This window comes from Pseudomonas sp. GM21 (genome assembly GCF_000282215.1).
GTDB lineage: Bacteria > Pseudomonadota > Gammaproteobacteria > Pseudomonadales > Pseudomonadaceae > Aquipseudomonas.
In genome coordinates this window covers 1-23,262 of record NZ_AKJS01000163.1, presented here as the reverse complement: position 1 = coordinate 23,262, position 23,262 = coordinate 1, and the positions used below count along the sequence as shown (strand labels likewise).

Sequence of the window (23,262 nt, the reverse complement as noted above, 5' to 3'; positions counted from 1 at the left end):
CTGCTGCGCCCGAGCGCGGACCGGCCGACGCAGGCTGCGCCAGCTGCTACAAGTGCGCTTCAGATCGCGTGGCCCAACGCGGCATAGCACTCTTCAACCGAACGCCGCTGGGTCTCGGCATACAACCCCAACTCATCAATCGTCGCTCGCCCCAGCGCTTGCTCAAACGCCTGCTGGTTTGAATGCACGCCATAGTGGGTTTGCGCCGCGTCCCCCAGGTTCGACTGGAAAATCCCTGCGGCGCTCACCGGCAGAAAATCCTCATACACAAGCGGTTCAACCCGCAGATAGCCGCCGTCCAGCAAATCTTCCAGCGACAACGATTCAAGCGAATCCGTCGTCTGACCTTTTTCCGTCACGAAGTAGCGGAAGTACGCCAGCTCCTGTCGGCGCATGCCTTCGTACGTGTCAGGGAATTCGCCAAAGTGCTGGGCCATCAGCGCGTTGTAGCGTGCGGCATTGGCTTCGTTGGGGAAGTCTTTCAACTCGTCCCGTGCGGCATTGAGCAAACGGTCGTACAGCGCCCGACCTTTAGGTGTCAGTGCGGCGCCGCGTTGTTCGATTTCACCGAAGCGCGCGCTGTGACTGCCACGGGTTTGGGCTTGATCGGTGAAAGCAACCGGCTCGTCCAGCGCCTTGAAACTGGTCTGGCGCAGCAGGATCGGGCACTGACGGCGGGGAGGGCCCTCGATCACTGCTTTGGGGGTGATGCCATGGGCCGGCATCTGCGCCTGGACGATGTCGATGTCCAGTGTGCGCGGCGTCAGGTGGTTGATGTGCGGGCCTTTGAAGGCCACGACATCGGCGATCAGGCGATGCTGCGCGCTGAGTTTCTGGTATTGCTCGGCGGTGACGGTGGCGCTGTGGTGCCAGCGGAAGGTTTCCAGCGCCTGTTCGACGAAGTCCTGCGCCTCGTCTTCGGTAAGGCCGCCCTCGATTTCAGCACGCTCGATCAGGGTCAGCGCTGTCGGGGTAAAGATCTGGCGTTTATCCAGCACCGACTGAGCGAACGCGCGCAGTTCCAGGTCTTCGATCAGCTCCAGGCGCAACAGTGAGGTGAACACGCGAAACGGGCTAACCTGCAACGCCGCTTCGTGCACCGCGCGAAACGCCGTGGAATGCACTGGCACACCGGCCGGGGTCAGGTCGTAATAACCCACCGGTTGCATGCCCATCACCGCGAACAACCGGGCGAGGGTTGCCAGTTCTGTGGCGGTACCGACGCGGATGGCTCCGTGACGCTCAAGGTCCAGGCGTTCGATTTCGCCGGTGCTGTTCAACTGACGGGCGATCTGCGGGTCGTTGTCCAGCACGTATTGGTTGGTTTGCTCCACCAACTCCATCAGCGCGCCGTACAACGGCACTTCTTCGCGGTACATGTCGGACATCGCTTTGGAGAAGCGTTGGCGGATCAGGTCAGGGCTGACGAAGCGTGGTTGGCTCATGAAAAAAATTCCTGGCGCGGTGACGTAAAGGATGTGCGAAAAGATCGCAGCCTTCAGCGCCGCCGACAAACGAAGATTCTTACGAACTTCATTCTGCCAAGGACTGCTCGCACAAGAAGACCTGTAGCAGCTGTCGAGCAACGCGAGGCTGCGTCCGGCGGCGCAGCCGTCGTAAACCCTGAGAACGCGGTTCAACTGAAAAACCGCAATGCCTGATTTCACGACGGCTTCGTCCGAACGCGGCCCGCACCGGACGCAGCCTCGCGTTGCTCGACAGCTGCTACAGGGCCGTGTTGCGGGCGGTTGTTACAGGTGGGAGCGGCTTTCCGTGCGTAGCGATCCCAGGAATTCGCGATAAAGGCGTGCCGTATTGGCGGGCTGTTCGACCATAGGCATGTGGCCACTGTGATCCCAGATATGCACCCGCAGATCGACGATGCCTTTGCTCCACACCGCCACGCTGCTGACATCGATCAATCGATCCTTGTGCCCCCACAGCAACAGTGCCGGGCACTTGATGTCGGCCAGTTTGGATTCCATCGGCGGGCTGGCGCGAAAATCATTGAAGATTTCTTCCAGTTCATCGCGGCTTTTTTCATAGCGATGGGCAATGGCGTCCAGCACCACGCGGGGCACCCACGGCGGTTCGGCCATGGTCATGGCGTAGAAGTATCGAAACTCTTCCCGAGAATGAATCAGAAACGGGTTGTGCCCCTTGGCCAAATGCCGCTCCAGATCGCTGGCTTCGGGCGCCGTGACACCGGCCGGATCGATCAGCGCCACGGAAGCAATCCGGTCCGGGTACGTGGCCGCCAGCCACGCCGCGATGTAACCGCCCATTGAGTTGCCGATCACATGCACCTTCTCGACGCCGCAGACATCCAGCAACTGGATCATGCGCTTGGCTTGCAGCGGGATGTCATAGCCGCCGCCGGCCTTGAACCCGGTTTCGCCATGCCCGGCAATGTCCGGAATGATCACCCGATAATTACCGACAAAGTGCCGGGCAAAGCGCAGCCACAGATTTTTGTCGGCGCTGTAGCCGTGCAGCATCAGCACGCTGCTGGACGCCTCATACGGCCCGCCTTGCCAGGTCGAGACGGTCATCTCGTTAATGGGCACGATGATTTTGTGCAGCCGATACAGCTTGGCTTCAATGGCCATGCTCAAGTCATACAGCCAATAACCGATGGCCGGATAGTTCAACCAGCTCCAGGCCACGACAACCGCGATGATGACAACGAATAGAAGCATCGTATGACTTCCTTTTACGTGATCAGGACAGGATGTGGTCGGCGGGTTTCAAGGCCCGGGTCAATCGGTGATAACTGAAACTGAACCCCGGAAACATGGCAATCACATGACCGCTCTTGCTTTGGTACCAACTGTGGCACCCTCCGGACTTCCATACGGTGCGCTCCATCTCACGGTGGATCATTTCAGTGTAGGTACGTTCCGCTTCGGCGCGAACTTCAATGCTGCGTAAACCCTGTGCTTTTAACGTACGGATACAGTCGAGGATGTAATTCATCTGCGACTCGATGATGAACAGCGCCGAGGTGTGGCCAATGCCGGTGTTGGGGCCGGTGACGATGAACAGATTCGGGAAGTCCGGCAGGCTGGTGCCCAGATAGGCCCGGGGATACTGTGCCCAGACGTCCTTGAGTTGCGTGCCGTGTTTGCCGGTCACCGGGTAGGAAATCACCCCGTCGGTGGCGTCGTAACCGGTAGACCAGACGATCAGGTCGAGGTCGATGTGCTGGCCATCCTGAGTGACGATGCCGGTTTCATCGATAGACGCAACGCCCTGCTCGCGGCTGTGCAGGGTGACGTTGCTGCGGCCGAGCGTCGGGTACAGGGTGCTGGAGACAATTACGCGCTTACAGCCGATGGTGAAGTCCGGCGTCAGTTTTTTCCGTAGTTCGGGGTCTGGCACCTGACGTTTGAGGAAGCGCAGGGCATGTTGCTGGACCATGTGCACGGCCGGTTTCGAGTATTTGAAGGCAATCACCCGGGTTTCGAACTGCCAGTAGATCATCCAGCGCAGCAGTTTGTAGGCCGGTTTCAGGCCCAGCAGCCAGCGCTGGAATGGGCCAAACGCGCGGTCGGCCCTTGGCAGCACCCAGTGGGGCGTGCGTTGAAACACGTGCAGGTGGTCGACGTCCGGGGCAATCGCCGGGATGACCTGTGCGGCACTGGCACCGCTGCCAATGATGGCCACGCGCTTTTGCCGATAATCGTAGGAATGGTCCCAATTGTTGGTGTGAAAGGTCTTGCCCTGAAAGCGTTCCATGCCCTCGAAGTGCGGGACGACCGGTTGGCTCAACGGCCCCGTCGCGTTAATTAGAAACTGCGCGTAAAACGTGCCTTTGGTGCCGGTGTGCACGGCCCAGCGTTTGCTGGCGTCATCCCATTCGATCCGTTCGACATTGGCTTGCAGCTCGACCTTGTCGCGCAGGCCGAAGTGTTCCACCACGTACTGGGTGTAGCGGTGCAGTTCCGCTTGTTCGGCGAACATTTGCGTCCAGCGATAGGGCGCAAAAGACAGCGAATACAGCGGCGAGGGCACATCCACCGCCGCGCCGGGGTAGGTGTTCTGGCACCAGGTGCCGCCGAAAAAGTCCCGCCGCTCCAGCAGGCGAAAATCGTCAATGCCGGCCTTGAGCAAATTGATCGCCGCGCACTGCCCGCCAAAACCGCTGCCGATGATCAACACTTGAAAATTCTGCATGGGCTTCCTTTTTTATCATTGTTTATTGAACCCTCCCTTCATGTATAGCCAAACATTGACGACTCGCGTGGTGGCAATACCCCGGTATTCAGGCCGCTGGCCGGTGATGGCTATTTAACGTCGCCCTGATAGACTCACAACGCACCTGCAACCCGGTGTTATCAGGTTCCGCACAGCGGCGCAGAGGCCCTATGGGAAATTCGGGAGGAAAAGGACTTTCATTGGCCAGGAGGCTTTATGCATCGCGTACCCTGGGCCTGGCCTTGGGATTGTTGTGCGTGAGCGCGGCGATGTACCCCCTCGACCCGGCGCCGTGGGTTTGGGGGCTGATGGTGTTCAACGGCGTGTTCTGGCCGCACGTCGCCCATCAGTGGGCGCGACGGGCCAAGGTGCCGTTTCACGCCGAGCACCGCAACATCCTGGTGGATGCCTTTATCGGCGGTTTCTGGGTGGCGGCGATGCAATTCAATCCGCTGCCCAGCGCTGCAACGCTGTCGATGATGGCGATGAACAATGTCGCCATCGGCGGTTTGAGATTCCTGTTGGTAGGCTTTGTCGCGCAGATTCTCGGGATGATGGTTGGAGGGCTGGTGTTTACCCCGACGTTCATCCCGTCGACAACACCGTTGCAAATGTTCGCCTGCATGCCCCTGCTGATTGTGTATCCCTTGACGCTGGGCTGGCTCTGCTTTCGTCAGGCCACCACCCTGGGCCGACAAAAGCGCGAACTGCTGGCCCTGAGCCGCACCGACAGCCTGACCGGCCTGCTGAACCATGGCGCCTGGAAGGATCAACTGGAAGTCGAATTCCAGCGCTGCCAACGCCAGCAGCAGGGCGGGGCGATTGCACTGATCGACATCGACCATTTCAAAATCATCAATGACACCTACGGCCATGTCGCCGGGGACATTGTGTTGCGACACCTCAGCAAAATGCTCAAGCAGAACCTTCGCGCCACCGATGTTGCCGGGCGTTATGGCGGTGATGAGTTCTGCGTGATCCTGCCCGACCTCCCGTTGAACGGTGCCGCCGTGGCGATGGAAGCCTTGCGCGACCGTTTTGCCTCGTTAGGTTACGAGCAGAGTCCGGGGTTGAAAGTCAGTTTGAGTATCGGTCTGGCCGCGTTTGACCCGACGCATACCGACGCAACCTTGTGGCTTAACGATGCGGATCAGGCGTTGTATGAAGCCAAGACCACGGGGCGCAATCGGGTGATCTGCCGCAGCAATGGGATGCCTTATCACGAATTGCTCGACTCGGTCTGACCAATCTCCCTGTAGGAGCGAGCAGGCTCGCTCCTACAGGGAGATTGGCGGCGTCAGGTTCGTGTGATTAAACACAAGTGGTTTTTTTGAGTCTGGTTAATGTTATGGAAGAATTATGGGGGCGGTTGATTTTTGTTAGCGGGGCAATCTAATTGGGTTTTTGAGCTAGGAAATATGAAATGATTTGACTAAGATTGAATATGTCTTGTTGTGCCTCGGTGCACAGATATTCAAATATTTGAGGGTCATTGATTATTCTGCTTTCTGTGATTTCTTTGTAGAAATGCTTGTCGCCTGGAATTATTTCTATGTATTTATATTCTGGTAAAAATTTACATATTTTGTGGTCTGCGTAGATTTTTTTCTCCACGCTTTCAAAAGGTAAAAAGTAAGTATTTGGGCAGTTTCTAATATATTTATGTATTTGTTGGTCGCCATCCAATATCGATATTACATTTTCAGGTTGAGAGAAAAAATGTTCCGATTGGTTGAGTCTCAACAGTTTTGTGACATTGGATCCTCCACCTATTGGAACGATTTTGTACTGAGAGAAATTTGTAGGACAGTGCTTTGCAATTATAAAGTGCAGGAAGTTTTTTAACATATCGTCTTCAGTCAGGATATATTTGTCCCATCCTGTGAAACCGAACATTATGCTTTTTATATAGTTGTATGATGCTGGTATTATATCCACTATGCCATTGGTGTTGGTCATGTAAAATAGTTCGGAATCTTTAAGTGTTCTCATTAAGGCGAGGGAGTGAGTGGTGCATACGATGTTAACTAGATAAATTTCGCAAAATATGCGGAGCCTCCTAACTAGGTGCGCCTGAGCTGCCGCATCTAAAGAGATATCTATTTCATCAATTACAATAAGTTTGCAGTGGCTTGTGATTTTTCTATATAAGCTGATTAAGAAAAATTCTCCAGAGCTTAGATGGTCTTCTCTAACGTACCTGTCTTCATCAAGGGGGATGCAATAGTACTTTGTGTTTTTTATTTTTATTTCAACTAAATTGTCAAATTTATCGCTTGAATAGATATCACTGAGGAATTCAATCAGTTCTTCTGGGCGGGTGTACTGTCCTAGAATAATAGCCGTTCTTATTTCTTTGTCCGCAGAGCTTATGTTTTGGAAGTGGTTGAAACGTTGTCCGAACGGCATTGGTAATTCAACGTCGATAGTGTTTTTGATGTGGTCAGGGATAGCTGATTTGCAGTTAAGACCATTTATTGAAGTTTCGTAGTTAAATACAAACTCGTTGGCTCCTAGTCTATATAAAGCTTGACTATCTTCTTTGAAGACTCCAGGGGAGGTTGTTCTGGAGAATGTGTTAGCTGAGCGAAAATTCAGAATTGACTTTATCAGCGTAGTTTTCCCTACACCATTCTTACCTACTAGGCAGGTTAGTTTGTTTCGTGTCAAGTCTAAGCTTAAAGTCATAAGCTTGACGTGCTGTATGTTTCTTAGCTCGACCGACAACTGCATTATAGCTTGTCCGATTTATGAAGGAACATATCCACAATAGTGGCGCCATATTTTTTCCTCAGCTTGTCCAGGTAGCTAGGATCTACGGTGTTTATGTAATTAAGCTGCCCTGAAAATTTTTCTATAGCACTGTCGAAATCTGACCCGGTCACTTCAGTGAATTTGTCTTTGTTTGTTAGGTAGTAATGAAATTTTACTTCCGCTTCTTTTTTGAATCTTATATCTACCGAAACTTTTCCATTGGGTAGAATCACCATTCCTAATAATTTTATTTTGTTTCCGGTTTGAGTGTGTTTGCTTTTGGTAAGGTTTATTGAAAGTTTGTTGTTGGTGTTTTCGGCTAGATATGTAGTGACGCGTTGCTCTGCCTCAAGTAACGATGCTTTTTCTGAAGATGATATTATTATGTCGTCTGAGTATCTTGAATAGATTAGTGAGTTTGCAAGGCAATATTTTTGTAGCTTGTTGTCGAAGCTCAGTAGGCATGCATTACTAATCAGTGGCGAGGTGGAGAATCCTACTGGTACGGAGTCGTTGACTGTCAGTATTTTTACTATATTAGGAATATAACGTTCTATGTCGGAAATGGGGAAAAGTCCGATGTTGTTGAAGATTGTTGAAGTGACCATTTCAATGTCGATGCTGTTAAAAAAATTATTTATGTCGGTCTGAAAAAAATACTTGCTGTGCGCGTGTTTGGATACTGCATCGACTGCATTAACCCCTTTTCTATACGAAAAGACAATGTCATTGTTTGTTTGCAGGTATTCGAGTAAGAACAAATTCAAAAAAGAGTGGAAAATCTTTAGCTTTTTGTTGGGTATGTGAATTTTTCTGCCGTTATAATTTTTTGTTTCGTACAGAGCGCTGATGTCGCCGGTATCAAGTTCCGGGAAGTCGAATTTCCCTTGGTACATTGCGCTTAGCAATTCTTTTAGAGGTCTTTTTTTCATTGGTTTAACTCAAGCCAATATCATAATGGGCGCGATTTATCAAAATATGACGTAAAGCATAGCGCGACACAACATTTTCCTCAAAATAGGAACGATCTTTTTGAATCCGGTTAAGTCTAGCAATGAACGCTTTAGTCTGTAGGAGGTTTCCGGGAGTCCATTTTCTGGCACTGATACAGTCAGCCGCAGCTTCCTACATTCGGAATTGAGTTCTTTGTTAAATTATTTTGATGTAATTGTGGAGGGGTGAATCGTTTTTTAAGCGGAGGAGAGGTAGATATGCTGTTAGGTTTTTTATTTAACAAAACGAAATGAGGGCGTGATGTGATTCAAGGAGTGAGGTAGGACTGAGGGAGTAGCTAGGAGGATAAAACGGAGATCTTTACTATTTATGTGCCTCATTAGCTTATTGCTAGAGAGGCACATAAACGTAAAGCGGAGACTAGACACCTGTAGAGGCCAGATTTGGCGACTGGAGATACTCCTAGTCACTGGCATAGACCGACTCTAAATCAAGCGCCTTCAGAAAACAAGGATCCAAGATGGGTGGTCTCTGAGGGAGCTGATGAAGGCTTACTGAGCTCCGATGCCGTGGATTAGGGCCGCCACCATCTGGCGCACAACTTTCCAAGACGTTTCCTACAACGTACCCTGTTGCCGCGTTTCGGTATCGACCCCTATAGTTCGGGCTCGCGGAAAACTCCGCGAACGACCTTGGCCGGTCGAGTTTAGGAACGCAAAACGTCCATAACACCATTTCAGGCGCGTTGTGCCTGAAATGGTGTGTTATGGCGGCTGTGCGTGGGACACCTTCGGGTGTGCCGGTTTCCTATACCCGGTCGGCCAACCCGCGTACAGCTGCCACCTCTTTTCGCTTGGCCGCGAACGGTGGAAGCTCTATTAATAGGAGTTCACACATGCACGACCAAGTTATGCCACGTTTCCTCCCCATCGACACCTACGACGCCGAAAATCCGGTGCTCTTCATCAACACCCACAAAGAACTCAGCGACCTCGCAGCCTGCGCAGCGCATCGCTTCACGGTGGTTCGTGATCTGGCGGACACCTTGTCCAGCCTTGGCCTCAAAGGTATTTCAGACTGTGATCTGACGCGTGTGACCGGGGCCGTGCATCTGCTGATGCGTGAAGGGTGCGCGATACTGGATGTGATTCAGGCGCGGGCGTTGCAGCGGGAGGAGGGATTCAAGGCTACTGTTTAGCGGTGCGGCATCAAACGCCATCGCGAGCAGGCTCGCTCCCACAGGGGAAGTGTGAACACCGCAAATCCAATGTGTGCGAGCCTGCTCGCGATGGGGCCATGACAGGCTATACAGCTAAACCGGCAGAACCATCACTCCTTCACACGCATAAATTCTTCGGCCCAGCGAATGTAATCCTCAGGCTGCGTATAGGTATGCGTCAGCTCCGTAGCGCTCAAATCCGAGGCCTGGGTAAAGATCTGCCGCTGCTCGCGCAAGCTGTCGTACGTCGCCTTGATCGCCGCGAAGTAAGCACCATGACCGTCAATGGTCACCCGCACACCCAGCTCGGCCAGGCGTTTGTCGTCGCGCAGCGCCGGGTTGCCATAGGTGACCAGCATCAACGGCACGCTCAGGTGTTCGGCGATTTTTTCCAGTTGGTCGAAATCCTGCACGCCCACCATGCAGATCCCGTCTGCGCCGGCGGCCTGGTATTGCTGGGTGCGGTTGATGATTTCCTGGACGGGCAGGATGCCGGCGTTGGTGCGGGCGATGATTGCCATTTCCGAGTCAACCCGGGCTTCCAGCGCTGCGCGGATCTTGCCGACGCCTTCCGCGACGCCGATCAGGTCGGTGGATTTACGGCCGAATTGCGCGGGCAGCAAGGTGTCTTCGATGGTCAGTGCGGCGATGCCTGCACGTTCGAGTTCGACAATGGTGCGCATCACGTTGAGCGCGTTGCCATAGCCATGGTCGGCGTCGGCGATGACTGGCAATTGTGCGACGCGACCGATGCGTGTGGCCTGTTCGGCGAACTCGCTAAGGGTGATCAGCGCAAAGTCGGGGGCACCCAGCACCTGCAACGATGCGACGGAGCCGCCCAGAATCCCCACTTCAAAACCCAGGTCAGCGGCAATGCGGGCCGACATCGGGTCGAAGACCGAAGCCGTGTGATAACAGGTGTTGGAAGCGAACAGTTCGCGAAAGTTACGGCGCAAATCTTGATGGGAAAGCCTGGACATACGAGTTCCACCACTGCAATGGGAATGGAAGGGCTTGAGCAAAAGTGTCAACGCCGAAGGAATAAAAGGCTATCACGCGGACGAGGAGGAGATGATGACGAATTAACAATGCTTTAACTCGAATCCTCGGCGCAACGCTAACCCATGTAGATACCGTCTTGAACCTCACCGGGCAATCGCGTTTTGTCAGGCAAATTCCAGACGCAGTCTCGCGTTGCTCGTCAGCTGCTACGGGGAGGGTAGTGAGTCAGAGCTGGTTGCGCGGATTTGTAGCAACTGCCGAAGGTTCGGGCCGCGTTCGGACGTCCGAGTGCGCAGCACTCGCCATCAGCCGGTTACGCAGCCACAGCCTGCCGCTGTTGATTCAGCAAAGGCACCGCACGCACTGAGTTGCCGGGTTGCAATTGGAGGCGTTTGGCGGTTATGCGGTCGACCACCAGGCTGTTGCCGACCATTCGCGCCTGAGCGGCGGTAATGCGGCAGTTATCCAGGCGGCGGTTATAGATCAGCCACACCGGGGCCTGTTCATCGGGCGTGCCAATAACCAATACCAGCGCCTGGCTGTCGCGTACGGTACGGATGTTCGACACCGGAGCCTCAATCACCGGCCCTGCGTCGAAAATATCGATGTAACCCTTGTGGGCAAAGCCCTCGGCATTGAGGATCTTCATGGCCGGTTCCGTGTTCGGGTGTGCTTTGCCAATCACGGCCTGGGCCTGTTCAGTCAGCAGGCAGGTGTAGAGCGGTTGGCGCGGCATCAGTTCGGCGATGAATGATTTGCTGCCCAGCCCCGACAGGTAGTCGGCGTGGCTGAACGCCCTCTTGAAGAAGTGCCGGCCCAGGCTGTCCCAGAACGGTGAACAGCCCTGTTCGTCGGCACTGCCACGCAGTTCGGCGATGAGCTTTTCGCCGAACATGTGCGGGAACTCGGCCACGAACAGCAGGCGCGCCAGCGACAGTAAGCGACCATTTGTGCCCTGGCGGTGATCGTGGCGCAGAAACAGCGAGCAGAGTTGCGACTGACCGGTCATTTCGTTGTTCAAAAACAAGGTCGGAATCTGCCGCTCAATCCCCAGGTCCGGTGAAGCGCTGACGGTCAGCCCGACCCGGTAGTTGTACCAGGGGTCGCGCAGGCCTACGGCGCCGGCCAATGCACTGATACCGACCACGTGCTGATCGTCATCCTCGAGCACAAACAGGTAATCGGCATCCGCACGCTCGACCTGTTCGGCGAACGTGCGCTGGGCCCAGCGCAATCGATGAGCCAGGCGTTCCTCGTTGGCCGGCAGGGTGGTGAACCCGGGGCCGGCTTGTTGCACCAGATCCATCAAGGCGGGCAGGTCGGTGACACTCACCGGACGGACAATCATGATGCAGCTCCTTCTTCGCACCTGTTCGGGCACTGTCGTTGGGCGCGGGGCCGGGTGATGCTCACAGGGCGATCAGCCGGATCGGGCTGCCATCGGTCACGTTCAGTGCTACGCACATGGCGGCGCTCAACCCCACCGGCTGCCCGGTTTGAACATCCAGTTCGGCGACAATCGCCCGATATCCCTTGAGCGCGTCATTGCTGACCAGGTAGCGTCCGCGCGCGTCAATGGACGAACCGGTCTGCACCGTGGCGGTTACGCTTTGGGCGATGGAGAGCACGTTCGAGGCGCGCGCATACAGGGTCGGGCCACCGTCGAACAGGTCGATGTAGCTGTTGGTTTCAAATCCTTCGCGCTCCAGAATATCGAAGGCCTCCTGACCGTCGGGGTGAATCCGGCCGATACAGGCCTGCGCCGCCTGGGGCAGCATCGGCACGTAGATCGGGTACTGCGGCATCAGTTCGGCGAGGAAGGTCCGGGTTTCCAGGCCGCACAGTCGTTCGGCTTCGGCATAAGGCAAGTTGAAAAAGTGTTTACCCAGTGCATCCCAGAACGGTGATTGCCCGTCAGCGCTGCTGTAGCCGACGATTTCGGTGATCACCGCTTCGGCAAAACGCTGGGGATGGGCAGCGATGAACAGCAACCGCGCCCGTGACAGCAACTCCGAAAATGCCGTGCGCACCAGCGGGGCGTCGATGTGAAAGCCGCGCAGCAAGGTGTGATCCTTGAGGTCCTGGCATAACGACAACGCCGGGACGCCATGCTCGATGTTCAGCTCCCGGGAGGCGCTGGTGAAGTGGCGGTTGCGCAAGCTGTAGAACGGCTCGTTGAAACCTGCGGTGGCGAGGATTTCCGAGCACCCGACGAGGCGCCGGGCCGTCAGGTCCTCTAGTACGAAAAAGTAATTCTCGGGGCCATGTTCCTCAACGCCTTTTTCGAATGAGGCGCAGGAGTCGACAATTTTGCGACGCAGGCGCTCGGTGTCGTCTGGCAATGACGTGACACCTACCAGACTGTCGCGTGCCAGTTGTTGTAGCTGGGGCAGATCGGTTAATTCGACTGGGCGTAAGACCAGCATGGCTGCACTCCTGTATCAAATGGTTCGGTGTTGTGCACCGAACCTGACTATCACTGTCGGGTTCCACGCTTGTAAGCAGCGGTCGCCTGATTTGTTGTCAGACGCCCGCCTTTTTCTTGTCAGCCGTTGCTCCCCACGTTGATGGTCCGTTGAGGAGTGTTGTGTTTCGCAAGGTCAGGCAGTGAACAGTACCACCCGTGCGTATCGATTCCTGACGACGCTGGTCAAGCGCGAGGTTCGCGATGGTTTGCGGCAAATACCGGGTGAAGAAGCTGCTAAAGCGCCCGCCGGAGCAACTGTTGAAACAGTATTTCTGTAGCGAACTCTATAAGTCTAGTCATTTTTTTGGTGGTATTTCGATCCCCAAAACGGCGCGAAACCGGCGTGTTAAAGCGGCTACATGGAAATCGACAGCGCTTGTAGGCTATCGCCCATAATCGCGTCAGAGATTGCCTGTATTCATCGATCTATCGGGCCTGCAAGCGGTGAATGCCGATTAAAACGAAACGCCCTGAAACGCGCTTCTTGCGGCACAATTGGGCAATTATCTGCGGCGTGTTGCCGTTTTTTGTTTCAACGACAGGGTGATCATCTGTGCAAGCAACCCGTTTGACTCTGATCTGTCATGCGCGAACCGTCGCACAGAAATTGGCGCGTTTTCCTACAAATGAACCGTTGGAAATGGATTGGCAGTCTGCGCACGGTTCGCGTCGTCACGCGTTTAAAGGGACACCGCGTTTACTCTGCGGACCGGAATTGCGCACCCGGCAAACAGCCGCCTTGTTTGGCGAAGAAGTTGAAGTCGTGGCGGCGTTGAGCGATTGCGACTTTGGACAATGGCGTGGCGTCTCCATCAATGACTTGCAAACATCACAAGCCGATGCGCTCCAGGCCTGGCTCGATGACCCGACTTCGGCAACCCATGGCGGTGAATCGGTGGTGCAACTGGAGCAGCGTGTGGCGCAGTGGATGAAAACCCTTGAGGCAACCCCGGGGCACATTGTAGCGATCACCCATCCGTTTTTCATACGCGCCGCGCTTATGCAGGTGCTGCAGGGAGCGGCGTTCAACCAGATCGATGTTGAACCGTTGTCAGCCATTGAGTTGCGGTTCACCGGGCGCTGGCGCCTGCGATTGCTCGGCAATGATGCCTAAGGAGGGCGGTGATGAGACAACTGCTGGTCATCGGCATCGGCGCCGGCAACCCCGACTACATCACGATGCAGGCCGTGAAGGCGCTGAACCGTGTCGATGTGTTTTTCCTCATGGACAAGGGCCAGAGCAAAGACTCACTGATCGACCTGCGGCGCGAGATCTGCGAGCGCTATATCACCGGTCGCGACTACCGTTTTGTTGAAGCCCAAAGCCCCGAACGTGAGCGCGGTGCGGTGGACTACACGACCAGTGTCGAAGACCTCAACCTTGCCAAGCAGTTGTCCTTCGAGCGACTGATCAACGAGCAAATGACCGACGACCAGTGCGCCGGTTTCCTGGTGTGGGGCGATCCGTCACTGTACGACAGCACTATCAGGATTTTGCAGGCGATCCTCGCCTCGGGCCGTTGTGCGTTCGAGTTTGAGGTGATCCCCGGCATTACCAGTGTCCAGGCATTGGCGGCGCAGCATAAAGTGCCGCTCAATCGCATCGGTCGCTCGATAGAAATCACCACCGGGCGACGGCTGGCGGCGGGGCAGGTGAGTGATGCCGACAGTGTGGTGGTGATGCTGGATGCGCAGGATGCCTACCATCAGGTGGCGGGTCAGGAGACCGAGATTTACTGGGGGGCTTATTTGGGCACGCCGGATGAAATCCTGATCAGCGGCAAGCTTAAAGATGTGGCGGATGAGATTGAGCGGGTGCGCAAAGCGGCTCGATTGGCGAATGGGTGGATTATGGATACCTATTTGCTGCGTAAGCCCTGAGGTAAGCGATGAGGCCCTGAAGACCACCTCAAATGGCAGCCTCTGCCCCACGCCCAAACCGCTCCCGATACACCGACGGCGGCACCCCCACCACCCCGCGAAAAGCCACCCGAAAACTCTCCACGGATCGGTACCCGCACCGCTCGGCGATTTGATCTGTGTTGTCGCGGGTGCTCTCCAGCAGCTCCCGGGCCCGGGCCAGTCGCTCATGCTGCAACCACGCTTTGGGCGGCATCCCGGTGGCTTCTGTAAACCGGCGCAGAAACGTCCGTTCACTCATCGCCGCTTCGCTCGCCAGTTCGCGAACCTCCAGCGGTTCGTGCAAGCGTTCGCGCGCCCACTGCATGACCCGTGACACATCGCTGCGCGGCGTCGGGCTGACCGGTGTCGGAATAAACTGCGCCTGGCCGCCGGTGCGTTGCGGCGACATCACCAGCCGTCGCGCCACCGAGTTGGCCACTTGCGTGCCGAAATCCCGCGCCACCAGGTGCAGGCAGGCATCGATCCCCGCCGCGCTGCCGGCCGAGGTGATCAGTTGACCGGAATCTACATACAACACGTCCGGGTCCACCAGAATGTCCGGAAAGCGTTCGGCCAGTTCGGTGGTATAGCGCCAGTGGGTGGTGGCGCCGTGTCCGTTCAACAATCCGGTCGCCGCCAGCACAAACACACCGGAGCAGATCGACAGCAATCGCGCACCCCGGGCATGGGCCTGGCGCAGGGCGTCGAGCAAATGGTCGGGCACCGGTGCATGGCGGTCGCGCCAGCCCGGAATGATGATGGTCCGGGCGTGTTCAAGCAGTTCCATGCCGCCATCGGCCAGCACCTGAATCCCGCCCATGGCGCGCATCGGCCCCTGGTCCACGGCGACAATCCGGTGTTCGTACCACGGGAAGTCGAACTCCGGTCGCGCCAGGCCGAAGATCTCCACGGCGATGCCGAACTCGAAGGTACAGAGGCCGTCGTAGGCCAGAATCGCGACCAATCCAGGGGAGGGCTGCATTTGGCGGAAAGTTCCCGGTGAGTGTCTTGTGCGCCACTGTAGCGGCAAGTGGCGGGCGGATAAAGTCTTCTCACACCCACCCGCACTTTGGAGTACAGCCCATGACCAGCCTGGTTCGAGAAATTCCCGCCGCCCCTTCGGCCATCGCGCTGATGCATTTCAGCAACCGTCTGACCTTTGAAACCGACTGTTCCGACGTCCACGGCAGTCAACAGGCCGGCGAGGTGGATTTTGTGTTGGTGGATGTGCGCGGTCCGTTGGCGTTCGAACGGGGCCATGTACCGGGCGCAATCAACATTCCGGGGCGGTTGCTGACTGCTGAAAGTCTGGCCGCTTACCCGAAAAGCAGTGTGTTCGTGGTGTATTGCGCGGGCCCGCATTGCAACGGCGCCAACAAGGCCGCAGTGAAACTCGCGGCGCTGGGTTACCCGGTCAAGGAAATGATCGGCGGGGTAACCGGGTGGCTGGATGAAGGGTTTGAGTTGAGTACGCGGGTACCGCGTCCCGCCAGCGCCGTCGTTGGCTGCGAATGTTGATCAACTGTGGCGACTGGCTGACGCAACGGTCCACCATCTATCCAGTGTCGCCTGCACCCGTCATAAACGGCGGGATAGGTGGCGCTGTCCTGTTCTGTCGGAGATAACGGTGATCCGCGTCACCTTTATCCGTTTCTGTCGTTTTCGCGTGTAGGTTTTGTCTGAAAATAGGGCTTGTCCTACAGTCTTTGCACCGCCGTGGCGCACGCTTCAAGGGGCTCTATTGCATGGGTTGCTTTTCTATAAGTATTTGTCGCTTAAACACAATTTGCCTGCCGGCAGCCACTCTAGACTGCCGGCCACTTCGGTTTTCACCGGCCGAAAGCCAATCGTAAGCTGCCAATAAAAGCCTCCGCACACAGGAGTTATAAATGAAAAAGCTAGTGATGTTCGGTGCCCTGGCACTGTCGATGTTGTCCCTGACCGCTGTGGCCGAAGACGCCAAGCCGATCCGCATCGGCATCGAAGCCGGTTACCCGCCATTCTCGATGAAAACCCCTGACGGCAAACTGACCGGTTTCGACGTGGACATCGGCGATGCGCTGTGCGAGCAGATGAAAGTGAAGTGCACGTGGGTCGAGCAAGAATTCGACGGCCTGATCCCGGCGCTGAAAGTGAAGAAAATCGACGCGATCCTGTCGTCCATGACCATCACCGACGACCGTAAAAAGAACGTCGATTTCACCATCAAGTACTACCACACCCCCGCGCGCTTCGTGATGAAACAAGGCTCCGACGTCAAGGACCCGCTGACCGAACTCAAAGGCAAGAAAGTCGGTGTGCTGCGCGCCAGTACTCATGACCGCTTCGCCACTGAAGTGCTGGTGCCGGCCGGGATCAACCTGGTTCGCTATGGCTCGCAGCAGGAAGCCAACCTGGACATGGTCTCTGGCCGCGTTGACGCGCTGCTGGCCGACTCGGTCAACCTGGACGACGGTTTCCTGAAAACCGACGCCGGTAAAGGTTTCGTGTTCGTAGGCCCTGAGTACAACGATCCGAAGTACTTCGGTGGCGGCGCCGGCATTGCCGTGCGCAAGGGTGATACCGCGCTGGCTGACCAGTTCAACACCGCTATCACCGAAATCCGCGCCAACGGCAAGTACAAGCAAGTGCAAGACAAGTACTTCAAGTTTGACGTTTACGGCGAGTAATCACGCCGTTCAAAAAAATGGCAGCCGTTGACGCGGTTGCCATTTTTTTTGTGCATTCTCCCTAGCAACAGAGAACCCTGGAGTGATTTTCACCGTTCAGGACTCAGGAGTTCACCATGCAACGCATCGACCATTCACTGCCCTGGAGCCACCTGGGCACCGAACGTACCCTCAGCGTATTTCGCTACGGCGTGGGGACACGCAAGGTCTACATCCAGGCCAGCCTGCATGCGGACGAACTGCCGGGCATGCGCACGGCGTGGGAGCTCAAAAAGCGCCTGACCGAACTTGAAGCCCAAGGCCAACTGCAAGGCGTGATCGAACTGGTACCGGTGGCCAACCCGATTGGTCTGGATCAGCACCTGCAAGGCAGCCACATGGGCCGCTTTGAACTGGGCAGCGGCAAGAATTTCAACCGTTCGTTTGTCGAGCTCAGCGCACCCGTAGCCGCGTTGATCGGCGAGCGATTGAGCGACAATGCGCAGGCCAACATCGCCCTGATTCGCCAGACCATGGGCCAGGTGCTTGATGGCTTACCGGCACCGGCCTCGCAACTGGAAGCCATGCACCGCTTGCTGTTGCGCCATGCGTGCGATGCCGACATCACCCTCGATCTGCATTGTGATTTCGATGCGGCGATTCATATCTATGCCTTGCCGCAACACTGGCCGCATTGGCAATCCCTGGCGGCGCGGTTGAAGGCGGGCGTGGCGTTGCTGTGCGAGGATTCCGGCGGCAGCTCGTTTGACGAGTCGTGCTCTTCGCCGTGGTTGCGTCTGGCGCGGGCGTTTCCTCAGGCCGCCATTCCCCCGGCCAACCTGGCGACGACCCTGGAACTGGGGAGCATGGGCGACACGCGGGTTGATCAGGCTCAGGCCAATTGCGAGGCCATCCTCGGTTTCCTGGCCGAGCAGGGGTTTATCAAAGGCACCTGGCCGGCGGCACCGAGCGAGTGCTGTGAAGGTATGCCGTTCGAAGGCACCGAGTACCTGTTCGCGCCGCATCACGGCGTGGTCAGTTTCTTGCGCGAGGCCGGTGAATGGGTGGAGCGGGGCGATGCGCTGTTTGAAGTGGTTGACCCTTTGAATGACCGGGTGACCACGGTGCGGGCCGGGACCAGCGGTGTGTTGTTTGCGATTGATCGCGGGCGGTATACGCAACCGGGGACGTGGCAGGCGAAAGTGGCGGGGCGGGAGCCGATTCGGGTGGGAAAACTCATCAACGACTGAAGATTTTCGCTGTTTTCAAGGGCCTCTTCGCGAGCAAGCCCGCTCCCACATTTTATCGGCGTTGACTCGGTCAAATGTGGGAGCGGGCTTGCTCGCGAAGGCGGCATCAACAACAACCAAAATCCCCCGGCAGGTTTCACAGTGCTAGGCTCACCCCCGAATCCTGATCCCTGTGAAGGAAGCCTCATGCTGAAATTTCTCGCTCTACTGACACTGCTGGCCTCCGCAACGGTCCACGCCCAACCCCCGCTGCAAACCGATCTGCCACTCAAGTACCTGGAACAAACCAACGCGGATACGCAAAACCAGCCGCTGGTGATTTTTCTCCACGGTTACGGCAGTAACGAGCAGGACCTGTTCGGCATCAAGGATGATCTGCCTGCGAGCTACACCTACCTGTCGGTGCGGGCGCCGATGACCATGGAAGAGGGCAGTTATCAGTGGTTTCGCAAGAAGGGCGAGGGGGCTTATAACGGCGAGACCGACGACTTGAAGACCAGCGGCCAGGTGCTGCAGGATTTCATCGCACAAGCGGCGAAGAAATATCACACCGAACCGGACAAGGTGGTCCTGGTGGGGTTTAGCCAGGGCGCGATCATGTCCTATGAGGTGGCGTTGCGTCACCCCGAGGCGGTCGGCGCGATTGCGGCGCTAAGCGGGCGGATTCTGCCGGTGCTCAAATCCGCGCTCAAACCGGATGAAAAACGCCAGTCACTGGCGATTTTCATCGGTCATGGCAAAGAGGACAACCGTTTGCCGTACAAGGACGGTACAGACGCCAACAGCCTGTTGCAGAGCATTTCGCTCACGCCTGAGTTTCATGGCTACGAAGGTCTCGGCCACTCCATCAGCGCGGCCGAAGTCGAGGATTTGAACGCCTGGCTGCAGCGCCTCAACCCCTGAGGCTTATTTGCCGGTGACGATCTGTTTAATCAATGTTTCGTGTGCGGCCATGTCGCCCGGACGAGAGATGACCTGAACCACGGCCATGCGGTTGCCGGACGCCGCCATCAGCGTGGTACTGAGGGTCATGCCCCCGCCTTGTGTGGCCGTGCTGTCTACCTGCCGCAGCCCCAGTCCGGTCGCTTTTTGCGTCAGGCTCTTTTCGCTGAGTTTGTTGAAGTCGGGCAGGGCCTGGCGTTGTGCCGTGTCGAAATCGGCCACCGTACCGTCGAGAAACGCACCGTCGTTGTCTTTGACCGTGACGTCTTTCGGCAGGCTGTTTTCAGCGGTGATCACCACGGTCTTGGTGGTTTCGTTGGTGTACAGGGTGCCGCTCCCGCCGTCCGGGCTGGCCGGCAGGGTGTCGGCGGTAAAGCCTTTGGGCAGGGTGAACGAGAACTTGCCGTCCAGCATCGAGACTTTCTGCGTGGACGAAGCATTGCTATCAGTGGCCGTGGCAGCCTGTGCATTCAACGCGCCCAGACTGGCAACCGCCATCAGCAACAGGACAACGGCTTTTTTACTCAACAGTGACATGCAAAAAACTCCAGGGATGATCGCGCTTTGAGGGCGATCATCCCATGGACGTTGTGAAGCATTCCAGCGCGGTCGCGGCTTGGCGAGCGTCAGGCCTGGTTTTGCGGGAACAGGTTGCGACGGGTTTCTTCGTCAAACTCGGCCTTGAGCACCAGTGTTTCTTTCAGGCCCTGGGCGCGTTGGGCTGCCGGGCGGGCGCTGATTTCATCGAACAGGCGCTTGACGTTCGGGTACGCCGCCAGGCCGTTCTCGCCGAGGATGTACGGCGCGTAATTGGCCCAGCCCCAGAGTGCCATGTCGGCGATGCTGTAGGTGTCGCCGGCCAGGTATTGATGATCGGCCAGGCGCTGGTCGAGTACGCGGTAGTGACGTTCGACTTCCTTGAGGTAGCGGTTTTTGGCGTAGGGCAGGTCTTGCGGCGCGTGGTGCAGGAAATGCACGGCTTGACCCGAGAATGGCGACAGGCCGGTGGCGATGAACATCAACCACGACAGCAATTGGGCATTGCCGGCAGCGGTGGTCGGCAGGAAACGCTGATGTTTTTGCGCCAGGTGCAGCAGTATGGCCTGGGAATCGAACACCGTGGCGTCGCCATCGACCAGGGCCGGAACCTTGGCGTTCGGGTTGATCGCCAGAAAGGCTGGCAGATGTTGCTCGCCCTTGAAGGTGTCGACGCCGATCAATTCGTAGGGCGTTTGCAGCTCTTCAAGCAGCAGGGCAACTTTCATCGGGTTCGGCGAAGGGTGGAAAAAGAACTTCATGGTGTAGGCCTCAGTCATTGATGGGTTGTGAACTGAGCCTGATGGTGAGGGAAACCCGTTCGATTGACGTACGAGGTTGTTGCTTTACTCGTTCGATCCTATCGAACGTGTTGCGACAGCGTCGACCGGTCGGGCCAACAGTTGCCGAGTCACCCCGAGCATGGCCACGGACACCGCTACGCCGAGGGCAAACGCACTCATGCCCCAGTGCGGCAACGTCAGCGCCAACACCAGACAAAACGCCGCGAACGAATACATGCCGGTGGCCGTGGCTCGCAGCAATGCGGCGGTAAACGCCGGGCCCCTGGTTTGCTGGGAGAACACCGCCATCACGCTGCCCAATACCGGGAACACCGCGAGCAGGCCGCTCCAGCGTTCGCCGACAGTGCTGGCCAGCAGCGTGACGGCGAGGGTCAGCAAGGCACCGGCCAGCATGCGCAGCAGCAGTTTGTCGGACTTCGGCGCCGGGCCGGAAACGATCGGCTGCACCTTGGGAAACAGGTAAGGCGCGGCGAGCAGCGCGGTGGCAGCGGCGATGGCCGAGAACAACAGGGACGGCGGGATCAGTGACAGGGTGACCGCCGCCAAGGCCCAGACGGATAGCGAAACCACCAGCGCCCACGGCCAACTGGCGCGTTGGGCGACTTGGGCATAGGACACGCAGAAGGCAATCATCGCGAACATCGCCGACAATGCGGCCGTCGCCGATTGGGCAGCAAACACTACACCTTGCTCGATGGCGAGGAAAAACAGAATCGGCCCGACCACCACCGGCAATCCCGACAACCAACCGGCCACGCTCGGGCCCCAGCGTTTACCCGCCAGGGAAATCAGCAACAGAAACCCCGGAATCACCAGCAGTTTAAGCATCAGCACGCACGCGTCTCCGACCTGAGTGAGGTGGCAACGTTAGCATTGCGTACGGTGAATTGCTCTATGGATTGTCGTGTTTTGTATACAAGACGATCGTTCCCACGCTCTGCGTGGGAATGCAGCCTGGGACGCTCTGCGTCTCATACAAAGCCGAACGCAGAGCTTCCGCTGAGGCAATCCCACGCAGAGCGTGGGAACGATCATCAGCTGCGGGCCAGCGAAGCGTCTAAGCTGCCTCCATTCAATCGTTTCTGGATGTGTGTGTGAAATTCAGTTTACCCAAAGTCGCCACGGCGCCGTTCTGCCCGCCGGAAGTGGCCGGCAGTGTTGCCGTTGATCCGCGCGCATCGTTCTTTAAACGGGTGCTGCGTTTCGCCGGCCCCGGTTTGCTGGTGTCCATCGGCTACATGGACCCAGGCAACTGGGCGACGGCCATCGAGTCCGGTTCTAGGTTCGGTTACAGCCTGTTGTTTGTGGTGTTGCTGGCGAGTCTGGCGGGGATGGTGGTGCAGTGTTTGTGCTCGCGCCTGGGTATCGCCACCGGGCGCGATCTGGCGCAGTTGTCCCGCGAGCGCTACAGCACGCGCACGGCGCGCACTCAGTGGGTGTTGGCAGAAATCTCGATCATCGCCACGGACCTTGCCGAAGTGCTCGGTTGTGCCCTGGCGTTCCATCTGTTGCTCGGCTGTTCGCTGACCGTTGGCATCGCCCTCACCGCGTTTGACACGCTGCTGGTACTGGCCCTGCAAAATCGTGGTTTCCGTCGTCTGGAAGCGATCATGCTGGTTCTGGTGAGCACCATCGGCGTGTGTTTTATAGTCGAATTGCTGCTGATCAAACCTTACTGGCCGGACGTGGCGCGAGGCTTCGTCCCGTCACTTTCGGCGATTGGGGACGCCGCGCCGCTGTACTTGGCCATCGGGATTCTCGGGGCCACGGTGATGCCGCATAACCTGTATCTGCACACGTCAATCGTACAGACCCGATTGATCGGCAAGGACCTGGCCAGCAAGCAGGACGCGGTGAAGCTGGCGCGCATCGACACCATTGGTTCGCTGGCGTTGGCACTTATGGTGAACGCGGCAATTTTGATCCTCGCAGCGGCTGCGTTTCACAAGACCGGGCATACCGATGTGGTGGACATTCAGGATGCCTATCAGCTGCTTGATCCACTGGTCGGCGGGGCGATGGCCAGTGTGTTGTTCGGCGTGGCGTTGCTGGCTTCGGGACAGAGTTCGACCTTTACCGGGACCATCGCCGGACAGGTGATCATGGAGGGTTTCCTGAACCTGCGGATTCCGTGCTGGCAACGACGTTTGATTACCCGTGGGCTGGCGCTGATCCCGGCGTTCATCGGCGTCTGGCTGATGGGCGACGCGGCGATTGGCAAGTTGCTGGTGTTGAGTCAGGTGGTGTTGAGTCTGCAATTGCCGTTTGCGCTGTACCCGTTGATCCGCATGACCAACGATCACAAGTTGATGGGGCCATTGGTGAATCGCTGGCCGACGCGGGTGTTGGCGTGGGGGTTGTTTGTGGTGATCAGCGGGGCGAATAGCTGGTTGATTCTGCAGTTTTTGGGGTGATTGGGCTGGCCTGCTCGCGATGAACGATGACGCGGTCCGGGCTTGTTCACACAACCTGTAGCAGCTGGCGAAGCCTGCGTTCGGCTGCGCAGCAGTCGTAAAATCAGGCAATGCGGTGCATCAGGAATAACGAGTGCTCAGGTTCACGACTGCTGCGCAGCCGAACGCAGGCT

General features: G+C 57.0%; 21 protein-coding genes. 9 read left to right on the top strand and 12 right to left on the bottom strand.

The genetic code is table 11. From position 1 onward, the window contains the following. Nucleotides 1–59 precede the first annotated feature (59 nt). The 3 genes from hglS to PMI22_RS03995 form a co-directional block, all read right to left on the bottom strand. Nucleotides 60–1,445, bottom strand: coding sequence for a 2-oxoadipate dioxygenase/decarboxylase HglS (gene hglS / locus PMI22_RS03985; RefSeq protein ID WP_007948558.1), 1,386 nt, complete (start codon nt 1,443–1,445; stop codon nt 60–62). A 306-nt stretch (nt 1,446–1,751) separates the two neighbouring features. Next, complete coding sequence (locus tag PMI22_RS03990) at nt 1,752–2,699, bottom strand: alpha/beta fold hydrolase (RefSeq protein ID WP_007948556.1); 948 nt, start codon at nt 2,697–2,699, stop codon at nt 1,752–1,754. A 22-nt stretch (nt 2,700–2,721) separates the two neighbouring features. Further along, nucleotides 2,722–4,176 carry a flavin-containing monooxygenase gene (locus PMI22_RS03995; RefSeq protein ID WP_007948555.1) on the bottom strand — a complete coding sequence of 485 codons (1,455 nt, stop codon included), beginning with the start codon at nt 4,174–4,176 and terminating at the stop codon, nt 2,722–2,724. Nucleotides 4,177–4,367: 191 nt separating this feature from the next. Here PMI22_RS03995 and PMI22_RS04000 point away from each other — a divergent pair, with 191 nt between their 5' ends. Further along, nucleotides 4,368–5,441 (top strand): diguanylate cyclase, encoded by a 1,074-nt coding sequence (locus tag PMI22_RS04000; RefSeq protein WP_007948554.1) that lies wholly within the window; start codon nt 4,368–4,370, stop codon nt 5,439–5,441. Nucleotides 5,442–5,589: 148 nt separating this feature from the next. On the opposite strand, the gene PMI22_RS04005 is transcribed toward PMI22_RS04000, so the two are convergent. After that, on the bottom strand, nt 5,590–6,930 hold the full coding sequence (locus tag PMI22_RS04005) for an ATP-dependent nuclease (RefSeq protein ID WP_007948553.1): 1,341 nt from the start codon (nt 6,928–6,930) through the stop codon (nt 5,590–5,592). Then, nucleotides 6,930–7,883, bottom strand: a complete 954-nt coding sequence (locus PMI22_RS04010; protein WP_007948552.1) for a reverse transcriptase domain-containing protein — start codon at nt 7,881–7,883, stop codon at nt 6,930–6,932. Before PMI22_RS04010 ends, PMI22_RS04005 begins: the two co-directional genes overlap by 1 nt. Nucleotides 7,884–8,800: 917 nt before the next feature. On the opposite strand from PMI22_RS04010, the gene PMI22_RS04015 reads away from it, so the two are divergent. Next, a complete protein-coding gene (locus PMI22_RS04015; RefSeq protein ID WP_007948551.1) occupies nt 8,801–9,103 on the top strand; it encodes a hypothetical protein in 303 nt (100 codons plus the stop codon). A 131-nt stretch (nt 9,104–9,234) separates the two neighbouring features. Here PMI22_RS04015 and PMI22_RS04020 read toward each other — a convergent pair whose 3' ends face one another. From PMI22_RS04020 to PMI22_RS04030, 3 genes are all read right to left on the bottom strand, one after another. After that, nucleotides 9,235–10,104 (bottom strand): isocitrate lyase/PEP mutase family protein, encoded by an 870-nt coding sequence (locus PMI22_RS04020; protein WP_007948550.1) that lies wholly within the window; start codon nt 10,102–10,104, stop codon nt 9,235–9,237. A 335-nt stretch (nt 10,105–10,439) separates the two neighbouring features. Further along, nucleotides 10,440–11,474 (bottom strand): arginine N-succinyltransferase, encoded by a 1,035-nt coding sequence (gene astA, locus PMI22_RS04025; RefSeq protein WP_007948549.1) that lies wholly within the window; start codon nt 11,472–11,474, stop codon nt 10,440–10,442. Between the two features lie 61 nt (nt 11,475–11,535). After that, nucleotides 11,536–12,552, bottom strand: coding sequence for an arginine N-succinyltransferase (locus PMI22_RS04030; protein ID WP_007948548.1), 1,017 nt, complete (start codon nt 12,550–12,552; stop codon nt 11,536–11,538). Between the two features lie 594 nt (nt 12,553–13,146). On the opposite strand from PMI22_RS04030, the gene PMI22_RS04035 reads away from it, so the two are divergent. After that, nucleotides 13,147–13,707, top strand: a complete 561-nt coding sequence (locus PMI22_RS04035; protein ID WP_007948545.1) for a histidine phosphatase family protein — start codon at nt 13,147–13,149, stop codon at nt 13,705–13,707. An 11-nt stretch (nt 13,708–13,718) separates the two neighbouring features. Further along, complete coding sequence (gene cobF / locus PMI22_RS04040) at nt 13,719–14,474, top strand: precorrin-6A synthase (deacetylating) (RefSeq protein ID WP_007948544.1); 756 nt, start codon at nt 13,719–13,721, stop codon at nt 14,472–14,474. Between the two features lie 28 nt (nt 14,475–14,502). Here cobF and ftrA read toward each other — a convergent pair whose 3' ends face one another. Then, nucleotides 14,503–15,477, bottom strand: coding sequence for a transcriptional regulator FtrA (ftrA, locus tag PMI22_RS04045; RefSeq protein ID WP_007948543.1), 975 nt, complete (start codon nt 15,475–15,477; stop codon nt 14,503–14,505). Nucleotides 15,478–15,578: 101 nt separating this feature from the next. On the opposite strand from ftrA, the gene PMI22_RS04050 reads away from it, so the two are divergent. The 4 genes from PMI22_RS04050 to PMI22_RS04065 all read left to right on the top strand — a co-directional run bounded on the left by PMI22_RS04050 (nt 15,579) and on the right by PMI22_RS04065 (nt 19,296). After that, nucleotides 15,579–16,013 (top strand): rhodanese-like domain-containing protein, encoded by a 435-nt coding sequence (locus tag PMI22_RS04050; protein WP_007948542.1) that lies wholly within the window; start codon nt 15,579–15,581, stop codon nt 16,011–16,013. A 371-nt stretch (nt 16,014–16,384) separates the two neighbouring features. Further along, nucleotides 16,385–17,164: an ABC transporter substrate-binding protein gene (locus tag PMI22_RS04055; protein WP_007948541.1), complete on the top strand. Its 780-nt coding sequence runs from the start codon at nt 16,385–16,387 to the stop codon at nt 17,162–17,164. Between the two features lie 116 nt (nt 17,165–17,280). Then, the gene (locus PMI22_RS04060; protein ID WP_007948540.1) at nt 17,281–18,393 is read left to right on the top strand and encodes a M14 family metallopeptidase; all 1,113 of its coding nucleotides are present in this window, start codon (nt 17,281–17,283) and stop codon (nt 18,391–18,393) included. A gap of 186 nt (nt 18,394–18,579) precedes the next feature. Then, nucleotides 18,580–19,296, top strand: a complete 717-nt coding sequence (locus PMI22_RS04065) for an alpha/beta hydrolase (protein WP_007948539.1) — start codon at nt 18,580–18,582, stop codon at nt 19,294–19,296. 3 nt (nt 19,297–19,299) lie between these two features. On the opposite strand, the gene PMI22_RS04070 is transcribed toward PMI22_RS04065, so the two are convergent. The 3 genes from PMI22_RS04070 to PMI22_RS04080 all read right to left on the bottom strand — a co-directional run bounded on the left by PMI22_RS04070 (nt 19,300) and on the right by PMI22_RS04080 (nt 21,509). Then, entirely contained in the window at nt 19,300–19,872 is a 573-nt protein-coding gene (locus tag PMI22_RS04070) for a hypothetical protein (RefSeq protein ID WP_007948538.1), read from the bottom strand. Nucleotides 19,873–19,961: 89 nt separating this feature from the next. Then, entirely contained in the window at nt 19,962–20,633 is a 672-nt protein-coding gene (locus PMI22_RS04075; RefSeq protein WP_007948537.1) for a glutathione S-transferase family protein, read from the bottom strand. Nucleotides 20,634–20,717: 84 nt separating this feature from the next. Then, complete coding sequence (locus PMI22_RS04080) at nt 20,718–21,509, bottom strand: hypothetical protein (protein ID WP_007948536.1); 792 nt, start codon at nt 21,507–21,509, stop codon at nt 20,718–20,720. 260 nt (nt 21,510–21,769) lie between these two features. Here PMI22_RS04080 and PMI22_RS04085 point away from each other — a divergent pair, with 260 nt between their 5' ends. Further along, complete coding sequence (locus tag PMI22_RS04085; protein ID WP_007948535.1) at nt 21,770–23,089, top strand: Nramp family divalent metal transporter; 1,320 nt, start codon at nt 21,770–21,772, stop codon at nt 23,087–23,089. Nucleotides 23,090–23,262 lie beyond the last annotated feature (173 nt).

Bases quoted from the DNA above. Each gene is read 5' to 3' on its own strand.
- hglS (WP_007948558.1), bottom strand. From the start codon at position 1,445: ATGAGCCAACCACGCTTCGTCAGCCCTGACCTGATCCGCCAACGCTTC.
- PMI22_RS03990 (WP_007948556.1), bottom strand. From the start codon at position 2,699: ATGCTTCTATTCGTTGTCATCATCGCGGTTGTCGTGGCCTGGAGCTGG.
- PMI22_RS03995 (WP_007948555.1), bottom strand. From the start codon at position 4,176: ATGCAGAATTTTCAAGTGTTGATCATCGGCAGCGGTTTTGGCGGGCAG.
- PMI22_RS04000 (WP_007948554.1), top strand. From the start codon at position 4,368: ATGGGAAATTCGGGAGGAAAAGGACTTTCATTGGCCAGGAGGCTTTAT.
- PMI22_RS04005 (WP_007948553.1), bottom strand. From the start codon at position 6,930: ATGCAGTTGTCGGTCGAGCTAAGAAACATACAGCACGTCAAGCTTATG.
- PMI22_RS04010 (WP_007948552.1), bottom strand. From the start codon at position 7,883: ATGAAAAAAAGACCTCTAAAAGAATTGCTAAGCGCAATGTACCAAGGG.
- PMI22_RS04015 (WP_007948551.1), top strand. From the start codon at position 8,801: ATGCACGACCAAGTTATGCCACGTTTCCTCCCCATCGACACCTACGAC.
- PMI22_RS04020 (WP_007948550.1), bottom strand. From the start codon at position 10,104: ATGTCCAGGCTTTCCCATCAAGATTTGCGCCGTAACTTTCGCGAACTG.
- astA (WP_007948549.1), bottom strand. From the start codon at position 11,474: ATGATTGTCCGTCCGGTGAGTGTCACCGACCTGCCCGCCTTGATGGAT.
- PMI22_RS04030 (WP_007948548.1), bottom strand. From the start codon at position 12,552: ATGCTGGTCTTACGCCCAGTCGAATTAACCGATCTGCCCCAGCTACAA.
- cobF (WP_007948544.1), top strand. From the start codon at position 13,719: ATGAGACAACTGCTGGTCATCGGCATCGGCGCCGGCAACCCCGACTAC.
- ftrA (WP_007948543.1), bottom strand. From the start codon at position 15,477: ATGCAGCCCTCCCCTGGATTGGTCGCGATTCTGGCCTACGACGGCCTC.
- PMI22_RS04050 (WP_007948542.1), top strand. From the start codon at position 15,579: ATGACCAGCCTGGTTCGAGAAATTCCCGCCGCCCCTTCGGCCATCGCG.
- PMI22_RS04055 (WP_007948541.1), top strand. From the start codon at position 16,385: ATGAAAAAGCTAGTGATGTTCGGTGCCCTGGCACTGTCGATGTTGTCC.
- PMI22_RS04060 (WP_007948540.1), top strand. From the start codon at position 17,281: ATGCAACGCATCGACCATTCACTGCCCTGGAGCCACCTGGGCACCGAA.
- PMI22_RS04065 (WP_007948539.1), top strand. From the start codon at position 18,580: ATGCTGAAATTTCTCGCTCTACTGACACTGCTGGCCTCCGCAACGGTC.
- PMI22_RS04070 (WP_007948538.1), bottom strand. From the start codon at position 19,872: ATGTCACTGTTGAGTAAAAAAGCCGTTGTCCTGTTGCTGATGGCGGTT.
- PMI22_RS04075 (WP_007948537.1), bottom strand. From the start codon at position 20,633: ATGAAGTTCTTTTTCCACCCTTCGCCGAACCCGATGAAAGTTGCCCTG.